15 protein-coding genes are annotated in these 21,240 nt (G+C 62.2%); 13 read left to right on the top strand and 2 right to left on the bottom strand.

The window, feature by feature from the left end:
* Nucleotides 1–11 precede the first annotated feature (11 nt).
* The gene (locus tag QUG01_RS07210; RefSeq protein WP_500829530.1) at nucleotides 12–2,219 is read right to left on the bottom strand and encodes a TonB-dependent hemoglobin/transferrin/lactoferrin family receptor; all 2,208 of its coding nucleotides are present in this window, start codon (nucleotides 2,217–2,219) and stop codon (nucleotides 12–14) included.
* A gap of 58 nt (nucleotides 2,220–2,277) precedes the next feature.
* Nucleotides 2,278–2,448 (bottom strand): hemin uptake protein HemP, encoded by a 171-nt coding sequence (gene hemP, locus QUG01_RS07205; RefSeq protein ID WP_500829529.1) that lies wholly within the window; start codon nucleotides 2,446–2,448, stop codon nucleotides 2,278–2,280.
* A gap of 273 nt (nucleotides 2,449–2,721) precedes the next feature.
* Between hemP and QUG01_RS07200 the strand changes: the two genes are divergently transcribed.
* From QUG01_RS07200 to QUG01_RS07140, 13 genes are all read left to right on the top strand, one after another.
* Nucleotides 2,722–3,450, top strand: a complete 729-nt coding sequence (locus tag QUG01_RS07200; protein ID WP_500829528.1) for an S-methyl-5'-thioinosine phosphorylase — start codon at nucleotides 2,722–2,724, stop codon at nucleotides 3,448–3,450.
* A 389-nt stretch (nucleotides 3,451–3,839) separates the two neighbouring features.
* The gene (gene rfbF / locus QUG01_RS07195) at nucleotides 3,840–4,610 is read left to right on the top strand and encodes a glucose-1-phosphate cytidylyltransferase (protein WP_500829527.1); all 771 of its coding nucleotides are present in this window, start codon (nucleotides 3,840–3,842) and stop codon (nucleotides 4,608–4,610) included.
* Nucleotides 4,574–5,653 (top strand): CDP-glucose 4,6-dehydratase, encoded by a 1,080-nt coding sequence (gene rfbG, locus QUG01_RS07190; RefSeq protein ID WP_500829526.1) that lies wholly within the window; start codon nucleotides 4,574–4,576, stop codon nucleotides 5,651–5,653. The genes rfbF and rfbG overlap by 37 nt, the downstream gene beginning before the upstream one ends.
* Before the next feature lie 16 nt (nucleotides 5,654–5,669).
* Complete coding sequence (gene rfbH / locus QUG01_RS07185) at nucleotides 5,670–6,983, top strand: lipopolysaccharide biosynthesis protein RfbH (RefSeq protein ID WP_500829525.1); 1,314 nt, start codon at nucleotides 5,670–5,672, stop codon at nucleotides 6,981–6,983.
* An 11-nt stretch (nucleotides 6,984–6,994) separates the two neighbouring features.
* The gene (locus tag QUG01_RS07180; RefSeq protein WP_500829524.1) at nucleotides 6,995–8,482 is read left to right on the top strand and encodes an N-acetylneuraminate synthase family protein; all 1,488 of its coding nucleotides are present in this window, start codon (nucleotides 6,995–6,997) and stop codon (nucleotides 8,480–8,482) included.
* A gap of 2 nt (nucleotides 8,483–8,484) precedes the next feature.
* The gene (locus QUG01_RS07175) at nucleotides 8,485–10,314 is read left to right on the top strand and encodes a thiamine pyrophosphate-binding protein (RefSeq protein WP_500829523.1); all 1,830 of its coding nucleotides are present in this window, start codon (nucleotides 8,485–8,487) and stop codon (nucleotides 10,312–10,314) included.
* Between the two features lie 3 nt (nucleotides 10,315–10,317).
* Nucleotides 10,318–11,472: a methyltransferase domain-containing protein gene (locus QUG01_RS07170; RefSeq protein WP_500829522.1), complete on the top strand. Its 1,155-nt coding sequence runs from the start codon at nucleotides 10,318–10,320 to the stop codon at nucleotides 11,470–11,472.
* 2 nt (nucleotides 11,473–11,474) lie between these two features.
* Nucleotides 11,475–12,083 (top strand): NUDIX domain-containing protein, encoded by a 609-nt coding sequence (locus QUG01_RS07165; protein WP_500829521.1) that lies wholly within the window; start codon nucleotides 11,475–11,477, stop codon nucleotides 12,081–12,083.
* 112 nt (nucleotides 12,084–12,195) lie between these two features.
* Complete coding sequence (locus QUG01_RS07160; protein ID WP_103317905.1) at nucleotides 12,196–13,308, top strand: radical SAM/SPASM domain-containing protein; 1,113 nt, start codon at nucleotides 12,196–12,198, stop codon at nucleotides 13,306–13,308.
* 40 nt (nucleotides 13,309–13,348) lie between these two features.
* Nucleotides 13,349–14,149 carry a hypothetical protein gene (locus QUG01_RS07155; RefSeq protein WP_500829520.1) on the top strand — a complete coding sequence of 267 codons (801 nt, stop codon included), beginning with the start codon at nucleotides 13,349–13,351 and terminating at the stop codon, nucleotides 14,147–14,149.
* A complete protein-coding gene (locus tag QUG01_RS07150) occupies nucleotides 14,116–15,228 on the top strand; it encodes an NAD-dependent epimerase/dehydratase family protein (RefSeq protein WP_500829519.1) in 1,113 nt (370 codons plus the stop codon). The genes QUG01_RS07155 and QUG01_RS07150 overlap by 34 nt, the downstream gene beginning before the upstream one ends.
* A 76-nt stretch (nucleotides 15,229–15,304) precedes the next feature.
* The gene (locus QUG01_RS07145) at nucleotides 15,305–18,850 is read left to right on the top strand and encodes a glycosyltransferase (RefSeq protein WP_500829518.1); all 3,546 of its coding nucleotides are present in this window, start codon (nucleotides 15,305–15,307) and stop codon (nucleotides 18,848–18,850) included.
* Between the two features lie 126 nt (nucleotides 18,851–18,976).
* Nucleotides 18,977–20,722, top strand: a complete 1,746-nt coding sequence (locus QUG01_RS07140) for a B12-binding domain-containing radical SAM protein (protein ID WP_500829517.1) — start codon at nucleotides 18,977–18,979, stop codon at nucleotides 20,720–20,722.
* Nucleotides 20,723–21,240 lie beyond the last annotated feature (518 nt).

Raw genomic sequence — 21,240 nt, 5'->3', positions numbered from 1 at the left:
TGTGGTAAGGGTCAGAACTGGTATTCGACGCTGGCGCCGACATTGCGGCCCGGCTGGGTGTAGCGGTCCAGCGTGGCGTCGTCTGCGGCCAGGCCGCGCACGTCGGCGGCTTTCCAGTACTTGCGGTCGAAGACGTTGAACACGCCGGCGCGCACCACGGTCTGCTTGGCGGGCTTCCAGTAAGCGGTCAGATCCAGCGTGGCGTAACCAGGCGCTTCGAACGCTTGGCTCTGGGCTGACGGGTTCTGCAGCGAGGACACGGCTGGCACGCGGCTATTGCGCACGGCGGCGCGCAGCAGCGCTTCGCCGCCGAAGTGCGCCTGGTCGTAGCGCAGGCCCAGCACGGCGGAGAGCGGGGAAACAGAGGCCAGCGGCGTGTTGTCGTCCAGGTTCTCGCCATGGGCGTAGGCGATGGCGGCGTTGGTCTGCCAGCCTGGGGCGAAGCGCCAGCCGGCGCGGGCTTCGGCGCCCTTGATGTCGACGCGGCCGATGTTCTGATACTGGAAGGTCAGCAGGCCGCCCTGCATGCCCAGGCTTTGCTGCTCGATGAAATCGCGGTAGCGGTTGGCATAGGCGGTCAGGCCGAAGTCGAAACTGTCCCACTTGCCCTTGAGGCCGAGTTCAACGCCGCGGCTGGTTTCGGATTTCAGGTTGGGATTGGCGATCACCTGATAGCCATAAGTGCGATTGACGAAGGCCATATTCGCATCGTCGAACGGCGGCGCGCGGAAGCCGGACGACAGCTGGGCGAAGCCGGTGTAATGCTCGGCGAACGGGATGCTCAGGCCCAGCTTGGGCGAGAAGGCGCCGTCCTGGAACGATGGCACCTGCTGGCCGCCGCTATTGGCATAGGCCTGGTCCGGCTGGGTGGTCATCTTGTAGTGGTCCCAGCGCAGCGATGGCGACAGGGCGATGCCATTGGCGAACTTCATTTCGTCCTGGATGAACAGGCCGATGCGGTCGGACGTGCTGTCTGGGAAGGTCTTGCTGGGGAAGGTTTCGCCGCCGATGACGTTGTTGCTCGAGCCGTTGGCCAGGTATTGCGTCTTCATCCGCGGCCGGCTGGTGTCGGTGCGCGACAGGTCGGCGCCCCACAGCAGCTGATGCTCGGCCGACAGCGCGGCGAAGCGTTGTTCCGCTTCCAGGCTCAGGCCCAGAATCTTCTGGTCAAAGCCGTAGTTGGAGGCGATGCGGCTGCCGTTGCCGTATTGCTCCAGGCTGTCGTCGGCGTTGTCGAGTTTCTGTTGGTATACCTTGGCCGACAGACGCTCGAACGGCCCCAGCGACTTGCCTTCCCAACCCAGCGACACGCGGTCGCGCTGGATGCGGTCGGCGGCGGTTTGCGCTTGCAGCGCCGGCTTGAGGCGGCCGGAGCGGCGGTCGATGGAGGCCGGGTACAGCGTGTTCAGCAGATTGGTATCGGTATCGCGGCGGAAATGCTCCAGCGTCAGCTCCAGCCTTTGCTGCGGGGCCAGCTGGTAGCCGAGCTTGGCCAGCACGTTGTCGCTGTGCCAGCTCTGCGGATTGGGCGTGGTGCGGGCGGTGCTGCTGCTGTCGTTACCGCCTTGATTGTCGATCTCGTGGCCGTTGCGGTGGGTGTAGATCAGCATTGCGTCGGCGCGCTCGCCCTTGACGCCCACGGCAGCGCTGCCGCCCCAGCTGTTGTCGGCCGTCGAGCCGAACGTTTTGACGCTGCCGCCGACGCCGGCTTCCTCCGGCACAAAGTCGTCCACAGCCTTGGTGCGGTAGCCGATGACGCCGCCTATGGCATCCGAGCCGTACAGGCTGGAAGTGGGGCCCTTGACGATGTCGATGGCGCGCAGCGTTTCCAGTTCGACGAAGTCGCGGCCGGAGATCGCGCCGTTGCCGTTGCCGCCGCCGGCATAGGCTTCCGGCAGGCGTTCGCCGTCGATCAGCATCAGGATGCGGTTGCCGTCGATGCCGCGTATGGTCCAGCCGGCGTTGCCGCGGCGGTTGGGATCGGAGGCGACTTCCACGCCCGGCTCGTACTTGGCGGCGTCGGAGATGTCGCGGATCAGCCTGTCGTCCAGCTTGTGGCGCGAAATCACGCTGGCGTTGGGCGCGGTTTCCGCCAGCGGCTTCTCGGTGCGATGGGCCGTCACCTGGACGGTTTCCAGCGATTGCGGAAGCTCTTCCGCGAAAGCCGGCCAGGCGGCGGCCAGGCTCAGCATCAAAGGGGTGGCACGGAACAGGGCCATGGAAACTCCAATATTTTCGTCGTTTCCGCTGGCTGGCTGTCGGCTGGCTTGCGGGTTGCTATTTGATCAGTATCAGTTTGCCGTTGCGGGTGAGCTGCAAGCGGTACAGCTCGCCCTGATGCTCGATCAGGATTTCACGTCCGCCTCCAAACAGCAGGCGGCTGTGCAGCAGCGGCGTCGCCGGAGCGGGGCCGTTGCGAGTGGGGGCTTTGTCGTGGGTGGCGTTCATTTGTTAATGATAACCATTATCGTTTAATTGAGCAAGATCATGGCAACCGTCGGCTATCCCTGCTCTGCCAGCGGCTTTCTGGCCTGGATTCCGGGCCACAGACCCATGCGACGGGGCCAATCAGAGGGTGGATTTTCCTGCTGATTTGTTGTCCTTTGTGACGCGGATTCGGACATAATCAGAAAAAGCGGCTGGATAGCGTCGGTCCGTCCGATAGACGGGTGGCGCAGCCCATGGTGGGACCGCTCAAAATGACAAAAAGGGGGGACGGATATGTTGGCAATCATCGGGGGAAGCGGACTGGCCCAACTGCCGATACTGGAAGTGACGCACCGCCAAGTGGTGCGCACCCCGTATGGCGACCCATCGTGCGCCTTGACCTATGGCAAGCTGGCCGGACAGAACGTGGTGTTCATCGCCCGCCACGGCTATGGCCATTCGCTGGCGCCGCACGAAATCAATTACCGGGCCAATCTTTGGGCTTTGCACAATCAGGGCGCCAAGGGCGTCATCGCCATCGGCACCGTCGGCGGCATTCGGCCTGACATGGCGCCGGGGCGTTTAGTGGTGCCGCACGACATCATCGATTACACCTGGGGCCGCAAACATACCTATTTCGAGGGGCCGGAACGGCCGGTGGTGCATACCGAGTTCACCTCGCCATATGATCATGCCCTGCGCCGCCGACTGCTTGAGGCGATCAAGGCCACCGGCATCAGCGGTGTGCGTGACGGCGTCTATGCCTGCACTCAGGGGCCGCGGCTGGAAACCGCCGCCGAGATACTCAAGCTGGAGCGTTGCGGCGCCGATATGGTAGGCATGACGGGCATGCCGGAAGCGGCGTTGGCGCGTGAGCTGGATCTGCCATATGCCCATCTATGCCTGGTCAGCAACTGGGCGGCAGGCAAGGGCCGCCAGGCGCAGGTGGAGTTCGATCCGGCGGTGGCGGCCAAGAGCGTGCAGGATCTGATGAACACCTTGCAGGCCTTTTTTGGAGATTGAGACGAGGCTCGGCAGTTTTGCTCATGGCGCAACCCGCCGATTGTCTGTGTCTCCAGCCGTCGGTTTACCATGCCCGTTGTAGGTGGTTCTGTCAGGCTGCTTGTTTTCCCGGTTATGCATTTGGCGGATATTGTTGCCGCGGGGAAAAGACTTTAAACCATCTCTCAAGTGCCGGCGGCTTTTCGCCGATAAGAAATCAACAGGTTTTCAGCGCCCCCAGTGGTTTTGTCTGCTGAGGTTTTGAGCAAAATCCCGGAGTGGGTGTGGAGCTGACGTATTAAAGACGGGAAGCGGACGATGCGCGCCGTAGTGACGAAGAGCCTGCTTGGCATTGGAATGGATTATTGAATTCATTTAAGATACCCCAGGCGCAATAAGAGAGACGATGTATGAAAGCCGTGATTTTGGCCGGTGGTCTTGGTACGCGCATCAGCGAAGAATCCCATCTTCGTCCCAAACCGATGATTGAGATCGGCGGCAAGCCTATCATATGGCATATCCTGAAAATCTACTCCGCGCATGGCATCAATGATTTCATCATCTGCCTGGGGTACAAGGGGTATGTGATCAAGGAATACTTCGCCAACTATTTCCTCCACACCTCCGACGTCACGCTGGATTTGAGCAATAACCAGATGTTTGTCCACGAGCGCCACGCTGAGCCTTGGCGCGTCACCCTGGTCGATACGGGGGAAAGCACGCAGACCGGCGGCCGGCTAGGACGGGTGCGCCGGCATCTGGAGAACGAACAAGACTTCTGCTTCACCTATGGCGATGGCGTCAGCGATATCGATATTACCTCCGCCATCGCTTACCACCGCAGTCAGAATGTCGAAGCCACCGTCACAGCAGTGCATCCGCCTGGCCGCTTTGGCGCGCTGGAAATCCGCAACGAGCGCGTCGAGTTTTTCAAGGAGAAGCCGCGCGGCGACGGCGGCATGATCAACGGCGGCTTCTTTGTATTGAAGCCGTCGGTGCTGGACCTGATAGACAGCGACGACTGCGTGTGGGAATCCGAACCGCTGGAAACGCTGGCGGCGAGGGGGCAACTGGCGGCCTACGAGCACAATGGTTTCTGGCAGCCCATGGACACGCTGCGCGACAAGACCTTGCTCGAGGAGTTGTGGCAGAGCGGGGAGGCACCGTGGAAGCGGTGGTGAATCCGGCCTTTTGGCGCGGGCGCAAGGTATTCCTGACCGGGCATACCGGCTTCAAGGGCGGTTGGCTCAGCCTGTGGCTGGCTGAAATGGGCACCGAGGTGCATGGTTACTCGCTGGAGCCGGAGCAGTCGCCAGCGCTGTTCGATGCCGCAGGAGTCGGCCGCAGGACCACGACGACGCTGGCCGATATCCGCGACGCGGCGGCTTTGGCCGACGCGGTCCGTTCCTGTCGACCCTCCATCGTATTCCATCTCGCGGCCCAGCCCTTGGTGCGACACAGCTACGCCGATCCGCTGGGCACTTTCTCGACCAATGTGATGGGCACCGCCAACCTGCTGGACGCGGTGCGTCATTGTCCAGGCGTCGAGGCTGTCGTGGCCGTCACCACCGACAAGTGCTACGAAAACCATGAATGGCCGTGGGCCTACCGCGAGAGCGATGCGCTGGGCGGGCATGATCCGTACAGCAGCAGCAAGGCCTGCGCCGAGCTGCTGTGCGCCGCTTACCGGCGCTCCTATCCCGGCATGGCCCCCATCGCCACCGCCCGCGCCGGCAATGTGATAGGCGGCGGCGACTGGTCGGCCAACCGGCTGGTGCCCGACCTGCTGCAAGCCTTCTCCGAGAACCGCTCGCTGGCGATACGCAGCCCCGACGCCGTCCGTCCCTGGCAGCACGTGCTGGAATCCTTGGCCGGTTACCTACGGCTGGCCGAGTGCCTGGCGCAGGGGCAGAGTGACGCCGCGTCGGCCTGGAATTTCGGCCCCGTCGACGACAGCAATCGCCCGGTGTCCTGGATCGCCGACACGCTGGCCCGGCAATGGGGCGGCGACGCCCGCTGGCACCGCGACGGCGGCGACCATCCGCACGAGGCGCAGACCCTGCGGCTGGACAGCGCCAAATCCCGCCAGCGGCTGGGCTGGTCGCCGCGCTGGAGCCTGGAGCAGGCCTTGTCGGCCACACTGGTCTGGCATCGCGCCTGGCTACGCGGCGAGGACATGCAGGCCTTCACCTTAAAGCAAATCTCAGCCTATACGCGCGGCTGAGCAGAGAGAGCAAGACATGACTGACACAAGCCGAGAGGCCATTCTCGCCCTGGTGCGTCAATACGCTGAAGCGCGCCTGGCCCAGGCCGAATTCATCCCGGGACAGACCGCCGTGCCGCCGTCCGGCAAGGTGGTCGGCGCGGCCGAAGTGGCGAATATGGTGGACGCCGCGCTGGATGCCTGGCTGACCACCGGCCGCTTCAACGCGTCCTTCGAAGCCCGGCTGGGCGACTTCATCGGCCTGCCGCACGTGCTGACCGTCAATTCCGGCTCGTCGGCCAACCTGGTGGCCTTCACCGCGCTGACCTCGCCTAGGCTTGGCGAGCGCGCGATCCAGCCGGGCGACGAAGTGATCACCGTGGCGGCGGGCTTCCCCACCACGGTCAACCCCATCATCCAGAACGGCGCGGTGCCGGTGTTCGTCGATGTGCAGCTGCCGACCTACAACATCGACGCCAGTCTACTGGAAGCGGCGCTGTCGCCGCGCACCAAGGCCATCATGATCGCCCATACCCTGGGCAACCCCTTCGATCTGGACAAGGTGGCCGCCTTCGCCCGCCAGCACGGCTTATGGCTGGTGGAGGATTGCTGCGACGCGCTGGGCTCCACCTTCAACGGCCAGAAGGTTGGCACCTTCGGCGACATCGGCACGCTCAGCTTCTACCCGGCCCACCACATCACCATGGGCGAGGGCGGCGCGGTGTTCACCCGCGATCCGCAACTGCGCTTGATCATGGAGTCGGTGCGCGACTGGGGCCGCGACTGCTACTGCGCGCCGGGCAAGGACAATACCTGCGGCAAGCGCTTTTCCTGGCAGCAGGGCCAACTGCCCTGCGGCTACGACCACAAGTACACCTATTCCCACATGGGATACAACCTGAAGATCAGCGACATGCAGGCGGCCTGCGGCTTGGCCCAGCTGGATCGGCTGGAAGGCTTCATCGCTGCGCGCAAGCAGAACTTCGCCTACTTGAGCGAGCGGCTGCAAAGCTGCGCCGAATTCCTGGTGCTGCCGCAGGCGACGCCGGGCTCCGACCCGTCCTGGTTCGGCTTCCCGCTGACGCTGAAGCCGGAGGCGCAGCTCAGCCGGGTCGACCTGCTGCACTACCTGGATCAGCACCGCATCGGCACCCGGCTGCTGTTCGCCGGCAACCTGACCCGGCAGCCCTATATGCAGGGCCGGAACTACCGCTGCGCGACGCCGCTGCCGGTGACCGACCGCATCATGAACGATACCTTCTGGATCGGCCTCTATCCGGGGCTGAGCCGGGACATGCTGGATTTCACCGTCGAGAAGCTGGAAACCTTCCTCGGCGCCAACTTCGACTAGAGAGGCCCATCATGAACAAGCCGCTATTCATCTTCGAGATGGCCAACAACCACATGGGCAACGTCGAGCACGGCGTCGCGCTGATCCGCGCCATCCGCCAATCCTGCCAGGGCTTCGATTTCGACTTCGGCTTCAAGCTGCAGTACCGCAACCTGGACACCTTCATCCATTCCAGCTTCAAGGGCCGCGACGACGTCAAGTACGTGAAGCGCTTCGAGGAGACCCGGCTGCAGCCAGAGCAGATGCAAAAGCTGGTGGCCGAGATGAAGGCCAACGGCTTCAAGGCGATCTGCACGCCGTTCGACGAGGAGTCGGTGGACCTGATCGAAGCGCACGGCATCGAGATCATCAAGATCGCCAGCTGTTCGTTCACCGACTGGCCGCTGCTGGAGCGCATCGCTCGCAGCGACAAGCCGGTGGTGGCGTCCACCGCCGGCGCGCGGCGCGAGGACATCGACAAGGTGGTCAGCTTCATGCTGCATCGCGGCAAGGATCTGACCATCATGCACTGCGTGGCCGAGTACCCGACGCCGGACGACCATCTGCACCTGGCGCGGATCAAGGCGCTGCGCCAGCAGTACGCCGGCGTGCGCATCGGCTACTCCACTCACGAAGGCCCGGACTTGATGGAACCCATCATGCTGGCGGTCGCCTTGGGCGCGACGGTGTTCGAGAAGCATGTGGGCCTGCCCACCGACCAGTACGGCATCAACAACTACTCGGCCAATCCGGAGCAAGTGCGCCGCTGGTTGGCCGCCGCCGCGCGCGCGCTGGCGATGCTGGGCGAAGGCGAGGACGACGCGGTGTCGGAGATCGAGCAGGCCAGCCTGCGCTCGCTGCGCCGCGGCGTGTTCGCCACTCGCCCCGTGGCCGCCGGCGAGGCGCTGACCGCCGACAATGTCAGCTTTGCCTTCCCGCCGGCGGAAGGACAGCTGACCGCCAACGAATGGTCCAAGTATGTCCGCTACACCGCCAAGACGCCGATCGCCGCCAACGCGCCCATCATGGCTGCCGATCTGGAGCCGGTGAACCTGCGCGACAAGGTGCAGAAGGCGGTGGAGGCGGTGAAGGCGCTGTTCAAGCGCGGCAAGATCGTGGTGCCGGGCCGCTCCGAGCTGGAAATCTCCCACCATTACGGCATGGAGCATTTCCACGAATACGGCCTGACCATGGTGACCGTGGTCAACCGCGAGTACTGCAAGAAGCTGATCGTGATGCTGCCGGGCCAGACCCATCCGGAGCAGTACCACCACAAGAAGGAAGAAACCTTCATTGTGCTGTATGGAGAAATGACCATTTGGCTGGACGACGAGGAGCGCCTGGCGCAGGCCGGCGACGTGATCACCGTGCAGCGCGGCGTGCGCCACCGCTTCCATACGCGCAATGGCGTGGTGTTCGAGGAAATCTCGTCCACCCATTTCGTCGACGATTCCTACTACACCGACGAGCGGATCAGCGCCAACCCGAACCGTAAGACCCGCCTCACCTACTGGATGTAAGCATGAGCGCAAAACTCGTCCGCCTAGCGGACTACGTCATGGATTTCCTGGCAGCGCGCGGCGTGCGCCACGTGTTTCTGCTGCCCGGTGGCGGCGCCATGCATCTGAACGACGCCCTGGCTAAACAGCCCGACATCCGGGCCGTGCATTGCCACCACGAGCAGGCCTGCGGCATCGCCGCCGAGGCCTACGGCCGGCTGGCCGAACGCACCGGCGTGGCCATGGTGACTACCGGCCCCGGCGCCACCAATATCCTGACGCCGGTGGCCGGCGCCTGGATCGAATCTTTGCCCATGCTGGTGATTTCCGGCCAGGTGAAGCGCGCCGACCTGCTGCAAGGCAGCGGCCTGCGCCAGAAGGGCGTGCAGGAGGTGGACGTGGTGGCGATGGCCAAACCGGTCACCAAGTACGCTGTCACCGTCACCGACCCGCAGGCGATCCGCCGGCACTTGGAGCAGGCACTTTATCTGGCGCACAGCGGTCGTCCCGGCCCGGTGTGGCTGGACATTCCGTTGGATGTGCAGGCCGCGCCCATCGATCCTTCCAGCCTGCCCGGCTGGCAGCCGGAGGCGGACGTCGCGCCGGCCGCGCAAGATTATGTCGCCGCCATCGCCGATCTGCTGAAGCAGGCCGAGCGGCCGCTGATCCTGGCCGGCCACGGCGTGCGCATCGCCGGTGGAGCCGACGCGCTGCGCCAGTTGAGCGAGAAGCTGCAAGTGCCGGTGGCCGCTACCTGGAACGCGATGGACCTGATGCCATGGGACAGCCCGCTGTGCGCCGGCCGTCCCGGCGTGGTGGCGCTGCGCCCGGGCAACTTCGCGGTGCAGAACTGCGATCTGTTGATCGCCATCGGCACCCGCCTCGACAACATCCTCACCGCCTATAACCCCAAGGGCTTCGCCCGCGCCGCGCGCAAGGTGGTGGTGGACGTCGACGCCGCCGAGATCGCCAAGCTGGACATGGAGATCGACCTGCCGCTGGCGATGGACGCCAAAGCCTGCCTGGAGGGCCTGCTGGTGGCCGGCGAGCGCCTGCCCAAGGCCAAGTGGCAGCCATGGCTGGACCGCTGCGCCGACTGGAAGCGCCGCTACCCGGTGCAGGACGGCGCGCCGTTCCCGACCTCCGGCCAGATCAGCCACTATCACTTCGTCGACGCGCTGTCCGACGCCGCGCCGGAAAACACGCTGATTTCCACCGGCAGCTCCGGCCTCGCGGTCGAGGTGTTCTACACCGTGTTCCGCAACAAGCCGGGACAGCGCGTGTTCCTGACTTCGGGCCTCGGCTCGATGGGCTACGGCCTGCCGGCGGCGATAGGCGCCTGCCTCGGCAACGGTTCCCAGCCGATGATCGCTATCGAGAGTGACGGCAGCCTGCAACTGAACCTGCAGGAACTGGCGACGTTGAAGGCGCTGAGACTACCCATCCGTCTGTTCATCATGAACAACAACGGCTACGCCTCGATCCGCAACACCCAGCGCAATTATTTCGACAGCCGCTACGTCGGCACCGGGCCGGAAGCCGGCGTGCTGATCCCAGATGTGTTGGATTTGGCCGAAGCTTACGGCCTGCCGGCGGTGCGCATCGAACGCGTCGAGGAGCTGGCCGAGGGTTTGGCCAAGGTGATGGCCCATCCGGGACCGATCCTGTGCGACGTGAGGCTGAACGAGAACGAAACGCTGCAGCCCAAGGCCGCCGCGCTGCCGCAGCCGGACGGCTCCATGTTGTCGATGCCGCTGGAAGACATGTCGCCGCTGCTGCCGCTGGAGCAGCTGCGCGCGGAAATGCTGATTCCGCTGCTGCCGGCGTCGGAAGCCGCCAAACGGGACGTCTGAGCGATGGCCGCTGCGATCGACTACTGCCGCATCTGCGCGCAGCCGCTGTTTGATCAGCCCTTGTTGGTGCAGGACGACATGCCCGCCGCCGCCCAGGGGCTGCCGACCGCCGAGCAGCTGCCCGCCGACCACGGCGTCAGGCTGGCGCTGCGCCAATGTCGCGGCTGCGGCCTGGTCCAGCTGGACGCCGAGCCGGTGCCGTACTGGCGCGACGTGATCCGCGCCGCCGGCATCTCGCCGGAGATGCGCGCTTTCCGGCTGGAGCAATTCGGCGGCTGGCTGGTCGAGTATGGCCTGACAGGCCGCAAGGTGCTGGAAGTCGGCTGCGGCCGCGGCGAGTATCTGTCGCTGCTGGCCGAGGCCGGCGCCGACGCCTACGGCATCGAGCATCTGCCGGCGTCGGTGGACGCCTGCCGCCAGGCAGGGCTGAGGGTGGAGCAGGGCTTTGTTGGCGGCCCGGATTCTCGGCTGGCCGCGGGTCCGTTCGATGGCTTCATGATCCTGAACTTCCTCGAGCACATCCCGACCGCGCAGCTGACGCTGCAGGGGATCGCCGCCAATCTGGCCGACGGCGCCGTCGGCATGGTGGAAGTGCCGAATTTCGACATGATCATAGCAAAAGGCCTGTTCGCCGAGTTCATCCCGGACCACCTGTTCTACTTCACCGAGCGCACGCTGGCGCGCCTGCTGGAGGCCAACGGCTTCGAAGTGCTGGATTGCCGCGCCGCCTGGCACGACTACGTGCTGTCGGCCACGGTCAGGAAGCGCTGCCCGCAGGACCTGTCGGCGCTGGCCGCCTGCCAGGGCGCGCTGCGCGCGTCGTTCGAGGGCTTTCTGGACCGCTTCGAGCCCGGCAGGGTGGCGATCTGGGGCGCGGGCCATCAGTCGCTGGCGCTGATCAGCCTGATGGGCATCGCCGGCCGCATCCGCTACGTGCTGGATTCCGCGTCGTTCAAGCAGGGCCGTTACACACCCGCGACTCACCTGCCCATCGTGGCGCCGGCGCGGCTGGACGACGGTGAGGTGGACGCCGTCATCGTGCTGGCGGCCAGCTACAGCGCGGAGGTGGTACGGCAGATCCGCGCCCGCCACGGCGAGCGCTTCGCCATCGCCGTGCTGGACGGCGATGCGTTGCGAACCCCGCCTTCGGAGGCCTGATCATGTCGTTTCAACCATCGGTTTCCCACGAGGCGGTGCTGCAGGCGATCGAAACCCTGCGCGAGGCGGTGGGGTCGGCGCGCGAAGGCCTGCCGGAAGAGGTCTTCCTGTTCGTCAGCAGCCTGACGCCCATGGTCAACGTCGACCTGCTGATCCGCGACGAGCAGGGCCGCACACTGCTGACCTGGCGGCATGATCGTTTCTACGGGCCGGGCTGGCATATTCCCGGCGGCATCATACGCTTCAAGGAGAGCTCGGCCGAGCGCATCGCCGCGGTGGCGGCCAAGGAGCTCGGCGCCGAGGTTGGCTTCGACTCGCGTCCGCTGTGCCAGCACGAGATCGTCAATTACAGCCGCGATGTGCGTGGGCATTTCATTTCGCTGCTGCATGCGTGCCGCTTGCTGACGCCGTTGGACGAGGCGCGGCGCTTCGACCCGGCCGCCCCCCGCAATGGCGACTGGGCTTGGCATGGCAGCGCTCCGGATAATCTGATTCGGGTACACGAGATCTATCGGCCTTTTCTTGATGGCCGACAGACAGGCAGCCCGCTGCCCTCGGCTCAAGTTTCGCACGGGAATGCCGAAGATCATGTAAGAAACGCTCACATATAAAGCCAGAGGAAGAATTAATCTGGCATAGCCTCTCTGATACACTCGAACACCTGAAACACCCGCCTTGGGCGCTTGCGCCCAGAACGGGATGGAAAGACCTGGAGACACCCACATGAATGCTCCCTTGGAAACCGCGAACCTAGCCTTGAGCCAGGCAGAGCAGGCAAAACGCAATGACCTCGCACAGCGCAAGCCGTACATCGCGGCCAAGCTGGCGCGTATTGCGGAAATGGAAGAGCGCGGGGAGATCAGTCCCATCATCCGGCTGGAAAAGAGCTATCTGTGCAATTTCAAATGCACCCACTGCTCGGCCGAATACTATATGGACCGCCACCTGAAGAACGTGATCAAGGTGGTGGATACCCGCAGCAAGATGGATTACGAAGATATCCGCAATCTATCGCGCCAAGCCGACGAACTGGGCTTGGCGCGCTTCGTGATTACAGGCGGCGAACCGCTGGTGATGAAGGATCTGGACGATGTCGTCGCTGCCATCGATCCCGACAAGCACTATGTGATTGTCGACAGCAACGGCTGGTTTCTCGACCTGGAACGCGCCAAGCATCTGAAGTCCATCGGCGTGGAAAAGATCCAGATGTCGCTGGACAGCTTCGTCGAGCAGGACCATGACAACTTCCGCAACAAGCCCGGCTCCTACAAGCGGGTGATGCGCGCGGTGGATGCCTGTCTGGACGCCGGACTCAACCTGATTCTGTCAACGGTGCTGGTCAAGGGACGCGCCAAGACTGAGGAATTCCGCGAGATGTGCGAGTACGCCACCTCCCGCAATATCGGTCTGTATGTATCGTACGCCAAGCCCACCGGCTCGTGCACCGAGCACCCGGAATTCGTCATCGACAAGGAAGACGCCGATATCCTGCGGCAGATGGAGAAGGAGTACAACGTCTTCACCCACATGACGCCTTCTTACGGCTCGCACAAGGGTTGCATCACGGTCAAGGGCATCATCACCGTCACGTCCACCATGGAAGTGACGCCGTGCCCGTACATCGATTTTTCCATCGGCAACCTGCGCGAAACCCCGCTGAAGGAAGTGCTGGCGCGCGGCATGCGCAACCCGTGGCTGGGGCCGCATCGGCCCGACTGCCTGATCGGCGAAGACCCGAAGTTCATCAAGATCCACACGGAAAAGACCGCTGGCGCCAAATTCCTGCCGCTGCCATGGGGTCAGGGCTTCTCCGACGAAGATACGTTGTACGATTGATGCGCGGCGCGCATACCAGAACACGGTAAAGGCAACCTAGATGAACGCACCTGACATGATTCAAACCGCGCCGCGTTTCGACGCCCATGGCCGCTGCCTGCCGCATGACGGCACTCAGGCAGCCTGCCATCGCCAGACGCGACGCTACTTTCTGGCCGAACAGCCAGCCATAGACTACGCCGCCGTTTATCGGCGCACGGTCGCCCAGCTGGGCGAAACGGCGGGCGTGGACGCTGCCGAGTTCGAGCGCCGCGCGCGCGGCATCCTCGCGCAGTTGGCCGCCGACCCTGACGCGAGCCACATCCTCAACGGTCCGGCTGTGCCTTTCCTGCTGCCGCAAGCCAGTCACGACGATATCGGCGAGGCGCTGGAAAACCGCTATCTGCCGGCGGTCGGGCGCGGCTTTGCCGAGGCGCTGCCGGAGTATTGCTTCACCAACCACCACAAGGCAGGCCTGGCCGGCAAACTGACGCCGGCTGCGGGCGCTCGTCATGAGCGTTTGATCGAGGCGATGCGCCGTGGTCCAGTGGTGGGCGTCTACTTCCCCTGTCTACTGGAGTATTCGATACCGGCGGCCATCGAGCAGATCGCCACGCTACCGGAATCATTTTTGCTCGCCGGCGGCTATGACAGCTGCGCCGCCTTCCTCGCCGCGCCCGACCTGCTGCTGCGCAAGAACGGTTATCCGCCCTTGCTTTGGCTATCGGGGCTGGACGCAGAAAAAGAAGGTTGCGGCTATCATTTCGAGGCGTATGGCTATGACCTGACTTTCAACCGGCGTGTCCATCAGAACATGGCGGCTGAGTATTGGGCCAGCGCCCTGGTGGTACTTGCGGAATAGAGCGGATGCGCCCAGACAGCTTGTCTACGACGCCGAAAAGAACGCTGGAGCAGGACCTGGATGCCGTTCTCGAGCGACAGCCTGAAGTGTGGGAGAGCCTGCGCGGCGCTTCGCTGTTCATCAGCGGCGGCACCGGTTGGTTCGGCCGTTGGCTGCTGGAGACCATCGTCCATGCGAATGCCCGTTTGAGCGCAGACATCCGCGTGCTGGCGCTCAGCCGCGACCCGCAAGCCTTCGCGCGCCGCGCGCCGCATCTGGCCGCCGATCCGGCCATTCGCTTCCATCGTGGCGATGTGCGCAATTTCGATTTCCCACGCGGCGACTTCAGCCATTTCCTTCATGCGGCCACTACCTCGGCGCATGAGACCTTCCAGGGCGAAACGCCCTTGGGCAAGTTCGACACGCTGGTGACCGGCACCCGCAGGGTGCTGGACTTCGCAGCGCAGGCGAGGCCCGAGCATTTCCTGTTTACCAGCTCCGGCGCGGCCTACGGACCTTCGCCGCGCGGCATGCCTTTGCGGGAGGAGGATCTGGTCGCCCCTGACACCATGGACCCGGTCACGGCGCTGGGGCAGGCAAAGCGAGCGGCGGAATTTCTGTGCGCAGCTTATGCCACGCAGCACGGCTGGCATCTGAGCGTTGCCCGTTGCTTCGCGTTTGTAGGCCCTTTCATGCCGCTGGGTATCCATTATGCTATCGGCAATTTCATCCAGTGCGCGCTGCGGCGAGAGCCTATCATCATTCAAGGGGATGGTTCGCCATTGCGCTCTTATCTATATATGGGCGATCTGGCGGCCTGGTTGATGGCTTTGTTGCTGCGCAAGGGCGATGCAGCTCTGTTCAACGTTGGTTCGGACGAGGCGGTTTCCATCTCCGATCTCGCCCATTTGGTGCGAGATCGCTTGCATCCCGAGGGGGAGGTGAGGATTCTTGGCCGATCAGACGCCAATGTCGGCAACCCCGCGCGCAATCTGTATGTGCCTGATATCAGCCGGGCGCGCGTGGAGTTGGGCTTGGCGCCGTGGACTTCGCTGGCCGATGCCATCGAATTCTCGGCCGATGCGTTTATCTCTTCATGACCTTGCCCGCTTGACGTCGCGCCACGCTTTGCGTTTCTGCCCTGGGCAGGGTTGGACAAAATGAAAGCAAGCCAATATGCAGATAGAAAAAAGATTCTACAACGAAAAGCACCGGCCTTATTACATCTGCGCGCCAGGCTTCACCCGGGTATCCAATGGCGTCCGGGCCATGCATTTGCTGTGCCATTATCTGAACAAGCTGGGCGAAGAAGCTTACGTGTTTTCGCCTGAGACCGATCCCAAGCTCAGAACGCCCTATCTGACTCAGGACATTGTCGATAGACACAAGGCGACCCAGCGCTCGCCTATCGTGGTGTATCCGGAAGTGGTGCACGGCAATCCGCTCAATGCCGCGGCGGTGGTCCGTTACATTCTCAACCACCCTGGCTTGTTGGGAGGTCCAAAAGATTATCCCGAGTCGGACATGTTGGTGTTCTGGCACCAGGATTATGTCGATAGCGCAAAATACCCCGACCCATCCTTCATTTTTATCCCCTCCATCGATACCAGCATTTTCAACAATGACGACAATGCCCATGATGAAAAACGGGATAAGGTGCTGGTGTATCCCGGTCGCTATAAGCAGGCGCAGCAGGACTACCCCGAGCTGTTCCGTGATTCGATAGTCATCACTTACGACTGGCCGCAGAGCCATGAGGAATTGGCCGCGCTGCTCAGACAAGGCAAGGTGCTGTATACCTTCGCCAATTCGGCCATCATTTCCGAGGCCCTGCTGTGCGGCTGCCCGGTAGTGATCAAGGAAACCGTGTATTCCAAAAAGCCAGAGGAGCGGGCTGGCGTGGCGCTCGGCCTGGCCTTGCCCGGCGCGACCTTTGTGGATACGCCTGAGGGTATCGCCACCGCGCATAGTAAAACAGTCGATTATCAGCAGGTTTACCATCAGTACCAGCTTGAGCTGCTGGAGCAGTTGGAAGGCTTTATCGAACAGTCCCAACTGCTGCCCAATGGCATGACCAGCGATTTGGTGTTGCCTTCGTTCAAGCTCCAGCCTGTTGAAGCCTCCCTGGAGACGCTACGTTATGAGGGCTGGCTGAAGGGGCGTGCGCTCAAGCCCGCCGATGCGCAACTGCATGCCGAACGGATGGCCAGAAGCTGGACCGGTCAGCCACGCTTCATCATCATGATGCCGTTGACGGAGGAGGATTTGGCGGTTGCGATCAACACCGTCAATGCGTTGTCGCAGCAGCTGTACAAGGAATGGCAGCTAATCTTTGTCGCTGATTTCGACGAACCCAGCGCGGCGTTTCAGAATTCCGAAGTGTTGGGCTGGTTGCGGATAGACGACGCCGGCGATCCGGTGCAGCTCAGCCAGGCTTACGCCGCCGTGCTCGACGCCTTGCCTTGCGACTGGATGGCCATTCTGCCGCCGGGAGCGGAGCTGGCCGGCGACGCTTTGCTGTTGGTGGCAGATTATTCCGCCATGCATCCGGAGTGGCAGGTGATCTATTCGGACAGCGATACGATGGCGCAGGGTAGCAAGCTCATCGATCCGGTTTTCCGTCCGGATTTCAATCTCGATTGGCTGCGCGGCAGCGACTATATCGGCCCTAGCGCTTGGTTCCGCAGAGACGCCTTGCTGGAGGTGGGCGCGTTTTCCGGCAGCGCGGGAGCGGATGGGTTCGATGCCGTGTTACGCATCCATGATCGCTGCGGCGCGGGGGCAATCGGCCATATCGACGATGTCTTGTTGCATCTGCCGCTAGGCGTGAAGAGCGGGGGGGCGACGGCTCAGGAAAGGGTTCTGATCGAGCATCTGGGCCGGCTGGGCGTGCCTGGGCGCGTGGAGTTCAGCCAAGCTGATGGGGTTCGCCGCATCCATTACCCCGCGCCTCAGGGCGCGCGGCTATCCATCATCGTCGCCGACGAAGGCGAGTTTTTCCATCTGTCAGCCTGTATCGAGGCCTTGTCCGCGGCTTGGGATGGCGTCGATGCGGAAATTCTGGCGATCACGGCGCGGGACGCGATTCCTGCCCTCGCCACGCGAGTAGCCTGCGGGGCCGAAGCCACTCGCCGCGAGCGCTATGCGTTGGGCGCGACTGCGGCCAAGGGCGATTTCCTGCTTTTCCTCGATAGTCGGATTGAGCTGGCAGAGCCGGAGGCGGTGATTACGCTGTTGAGTTTGGCGGATAGGCCCGGCGTCGGCAGCGCCGCGCCGCGCTTGTTGCGCCCCGACGGCAAGACCATCTGGCGCGGCCCGATCTTGCTGGGTTCGGATGAGGGCGCGGCGACGCTCTTTGACGGTTGTGATGCGCAAGAGCCAGGTTATTTGCTGCGTATGCAGGTCGAGCATAGTCCTGGTGCCGTCTTGCTGGATTGCCTGCTGGTGAAACGTGCCGTTTATCAACAGATTGGCGGCGTGGATGCCAGCTGGCCCGATGAGCTCAGCGCGGCGGCGGATTTCAGCCTCAAACTGCGCGCGGCGGGCTTGTTGCCGTTGTGGACGCCTTTCGCCTCTGCATTGCGTCATGGCGGGGATGCAGAGCTGGGCAATGCCGCAGCCTTGCCTTTGCGTTGGCAAGGCTGGCTGGGCCGCGACCCGGCTTACAACCGGCATTTGAGCCTCGACAGTCGGCAAGCCTTCCAGATCGACGATGCCTTTCCGGCAGGGTGGAATGGTGCGTTTCATGAGCGCAATAGGGTGTTGGCGCTGCCGGGTGCATCAGCGGGCGTGGCCAGCAGAATCTCCGCCCCCCTGCGCAAACTGGCAGAAGAAAGCCAGTGTCAGCTTACGCAGGCATCTGCTGGTCAGCGGCTGCCGCGCGAGGTCGAATTCGAACGCTTGGCGCCGGATACCGTGCTGATGTCAGCTCGGTTCGAACCGGCGCAGCTGGATTGGCTGCGGAACTGCAAGCAAAGCCAGCCGGATTTGCTGTCGGTGTTGCTGGTGGACGGGCTGGAAAGCGGGTTGGGGATGAGCGCGCGTTATGGCATGGCGTATCTGCACGCCTTGGCGCGTGAGATAGATAGAGTTCTTGTCCCCACAGAGATGCTCAGACGGAAATTCGAGGATGATGCGTTGGATGTGAGGCTGATTCCTGTCGCTTTGGACGAGGCCGAGTGGGAGGGCCTGGTTTCCTTGCGGCGCACCGGTCGCCGGCCCCGACTGGGCTGGGTCGGGACAGCGCTCGAAGCAGAGGATTTGTTGCTACTTAGCGGCGTGATGCTGGCGACGGTGGCAGAAGTCGACTGGGTGGTGTTGGGCGATTGTCCCGATGTGATCAAGCCCTATTTGGCGGAATGCCATCCTTATGATCTGGATAGTGAAGGTTTCCCGCGAAAATTGGCTAGCCTGGGGCTGGATCTGGCGGTTCTGCCTAAGATAGAGGAGGGGGGGGATGACGTTGTTCGCGTTTTGCGGATGCTGCAATTCGGCATCCTGGGTATTCCTGTGATCGCCACAGCGATGGGCGAATTGCGCGAAGGCGATGAGCCGATTACGCGAGTGGGCCGCGAGCTGGCTGATTGGGGCCGCGCTGTGTTGGATTTCGCACGCGATGCGGAGGCTGCATCCCAGGCAGGCGACGCCTTGAGTCGCTGGGTGAAAGCGAATCGTTTGTTAAGCCAGCATTTGCCCTCATGGTTGCAGGCAATCAGCCGATAAAGAATCAGTGTTGCGGCGCGGCGTGGCCGGCTATTCCGCGCAATCGACAAGCTAAATACGAAGTTGCATGGCGGCGTGGCGACGGTTGCCTGCGCTGTGTCCGCTCATGACTCGAGGAGGGGTAGAATGAAGAAACTTTTGCTGGTCGTGCCGATGCACATTTCCTGGGATTCGTTCACCAAGCCCGAGTATTACAATGTGCAGTTGACCAAGGCGGACGGGAAGGCATACAACATCCCGCGCACCGATTTGCCGCTGGGACCGCTATCGATTTCGGCGTATCTGAAGAAATTCGTCGACGTCGAGGTCAAACTGATCGACTTCAACGCCGAGGTCAATGCGCTGGACGCCGTACCCTTCGAGAACTTCGAGGCTTTGTGCCGGCATTTCTTTATGCAGGCGCAAGATTTCATGCCTGACTTTGTCGGCGTCTCGTCGCTATTTAGTCCCTCGTTTCCCAATTTCATGGATTGCGGACGCATGGCCAAGGAAGTGTGGCCGGATAGCCTGGTCGTTGGCGGTGGCAACATCCCCACCAACAGCTACGAGCAGATTTACCGCGACATGGGCTGCACCTTCTTCGACGCGCTGTGTTTCGGCGAGGGCGAGAAGCCGATGCTGCATCTGTTGCAAGCCGACGATGCCGAGGCCTATCTGGCGGCATCGGACTCCTGGATTACCCGCCAGAAAGTGATGGGAGAAGCGCTGTTCGCGCCCAAGCACGACTTCATCGATGACTTGGACGAGATTCCGTTCTTCGACTATGACCTATGCGATATCGACAAGCATGAAATCAACCAAGTGGTGGCGTCCTACCACAATTTGGACAAAAACCGCGGTTTTCATGTGATGACGTCGCGTGGCTGCCCTTTTCTATGCACCTTTTGCGCTTCGCACCGTACGCATGGCCGTTCGATGCGTTATCACTCGCTGGAGCGGGTGCGCGAGGATTTCACTCGGCTGGTCGAAAAATACGGCGCGCAGACAGTGATTTTCCAGGATGACCACCTGATGGCCGACTCCGATCGGGTGTACAAGATCCTAGACATCGTCAAATCCTTGAATCTTAACTCGGTGTACCAGAACGGCCTGACCTTGTACGCGCTGGATATGCCTATGCTTAAGGCTTTCTGGGATGCAGGCGTCCGCCATCTGGTGCTGCCGGTGGAAAGCGGCAGCGAGAAAGTGCTGAAGAAACAGATGCGCAAGCCCTTGAAGATGAAAATCTCGGAGCGGGTGGCGCGGGACTGCCGCGAGCTGGGCATCTACACCAATACCAATATCTTGATTGGCATGCCGGGCGAAACCAAGGAGGACCTAGAGGAGGCGCGGCATAATTTGCGCGAAATTGCTTCCAATTGGTTCAACATCGCCTGTGCGAGCCCCATCGTTGGCAGTGAGATTCACGATATATCCAAGGCTAAGGGGTATATCAAGATCAATGACCTAGGGTCGGACTACCGCACCGCGGTGATCAATACCGAGGATTTCACAGCGGAGTTCATTCAGGAATACCAGTATTTCATGAATCTGGATCTCAACTTTGTGCACAATTACGATTTGCGCTGTGGAAACTACGCTTGGGCTGAGCGTGGACTGAAGAATGTGCTGCGTTTGAAAAGCGATCATGCGTTTGCGCACTACTGCTTGGCAAAGTGCTATAGGGGAATGGGGCAGACAGCTCTGGCTGACCAGCATTACCTTCAGTATCTTGAAGCGATCAAGACGCCATTTTGGGGACGATGGGCCTGGATATTCGGGCTGGAAGGCATCAATCCGGCAGACTGGTCCGCCGAGCATTATGGCCTGCTGGCCGACATACTGCAGCCAGTGGCAGCACTTGAAGATGAGCCTATGGCCACCCAGACTTGAAAGCGTTGTCAAGGGGGCATAAATCCAGTTTGGAAACGGCACCATGGTAGATTCAAGAGTCCGACAACCGCGGTCGAGATAGGCCTCGGCTTGCAATAGGCAGTTCAATTCCTCTAACACGGCTGTGTCGAGTCCGGCCTGTGACAGCCGTCCGCGGAAAGTCAGCACAGCATTGCGGCTGGGCTGTGCATGGTCAATGTTGGTCGTCAGCAGGAGAGGAAACATGCTGGCCAAGAGATTCGGACGGGTCGCCTGGCTTAGATAGTTTGCCGGCGCTAAACATGCTTTCACTGGCCTGTCCCGTTCTCATGGCCAATCATGCCGCAGCGTGAGGTTTCTGGAAGTACCCTTACAGTGCTATGTAGAACAGTTTTGGGCCTTTATGTTGATCGAGGCCCGTTTTTATTTACAGTTTACTGCGTCATGGCATTTTGGAACGTGACACTGCTATAGTGGCGCAGTCTGGACCGATCGCATTTTGAATGTCCGGTCGGGATGGCCTTGTCAACATGCCGTTT

Source organism: Chromobacterium sp. CCUG 76385, from assembly GCF_059916625.1.
The sequence above is the reverse complement of the archived record's forward strand: the minus strand, read 5'-3'. Positions and strand labels throughout refer to the sequence as shown.

What these genes read in the sequence shown, in the direction of transcription:
- QUG01_RS07210 (WP_500829530.1), bottom strand. Translation starts at nt 2,219, where the DNA reads ATGGCCCTGTTCCGTGCCACCCCTTTGATGCTGAGCCTGGCCGCCGCC.
- hemP (WP_500829529.1), bottom strand. Translation starts at nt 2,448, where the DNA reads ATGAACGCCACCCACGACAAAGCCCCCACTCGCAACGGCCCCGCTCCG.
- QUG01_RS07200 (WP_500829528.1), top strand. Translation starts at nt 2,722, where the DNA reads ATGTTGGCAATCATCGGGGGAAGCGGACTGGCCCAACTGCCGATACTG.
- rfbF (WP_500829527.1), top strand. Translation starts at nt 3,840, where the DNA reads ATGAAAGCCGTGATTTTGGCCGGTGGTCTTGGTACGCGCATCAGCGAA.
- rfbH (WP_500829525.1), top strand. Translation starts at nt 5,670, where the DNA reads ATGACTGACACAAGCCGAGAGGCCATTCTCGCCCTGGTGCGTCAATAC.
- QUG01_RS07180 (WP_500829524.1), top strand. Translation starts at nt 6,995, where the DNA reads ATGAACAAGCCGCTATTCATCTTCGAGATGGCCAACAACCACATGGGC.
- QUG01_RS07175 (WP_500829523.1), top strand. Translation starts at nt 8,485, where the DNA reads ATGAGCGCAAAACTCGTCCGCCTAGCGGACTACGTCATGGATTTCCTG.
- QUG01_RS07170 (WP_500829522.1), top strand. Translation starts at nt 10,318, where the DNA reads ATGGCCGCTGCGATCGACTACTGCCGCATCTGCGCGCAGCCGCTGTTT.
- QUG01_RS07165 (WP_500829521.1), top strand. Translation starts at nt 11,475, where the DNA reads ATGTCGTTTCAACCATCGGTTTCCCACGAGGCGGTGCTGCAGGCGATC.
- QUG01_RS07160 (WP_103317905.1), top strand. Translation starts at nt 12,196, where the DNA reads ATGAATGCTCCCTTGGAAACCGCGAACCTAGCCTTGAGCCAGGCAGAG.
- QUG01_RS07155 (WP_500829520.1), top strand. Translation starts at nt 13,349, where the DNA reads ATGAACGCACCTGACATGATTCAAACCGCGCCGCGTTTCGACGCCCAT.
- QUG01_RS07145 (WP_500829518.1), top strand. Translation starts at nt 15,305, where the DNA reads ATGCAGATAGAAAAAAGATTCTACAACGAAAAGCACCGGCCTTATTAC.
- QUG01_RS07140 (WP_500829517.1), top strand. Translation starts at nt 18,977, where the DNA reads ATGAAGAAACTTTTGCTGGTCGTGCCGATGCACATTTCCTGGGATTCG.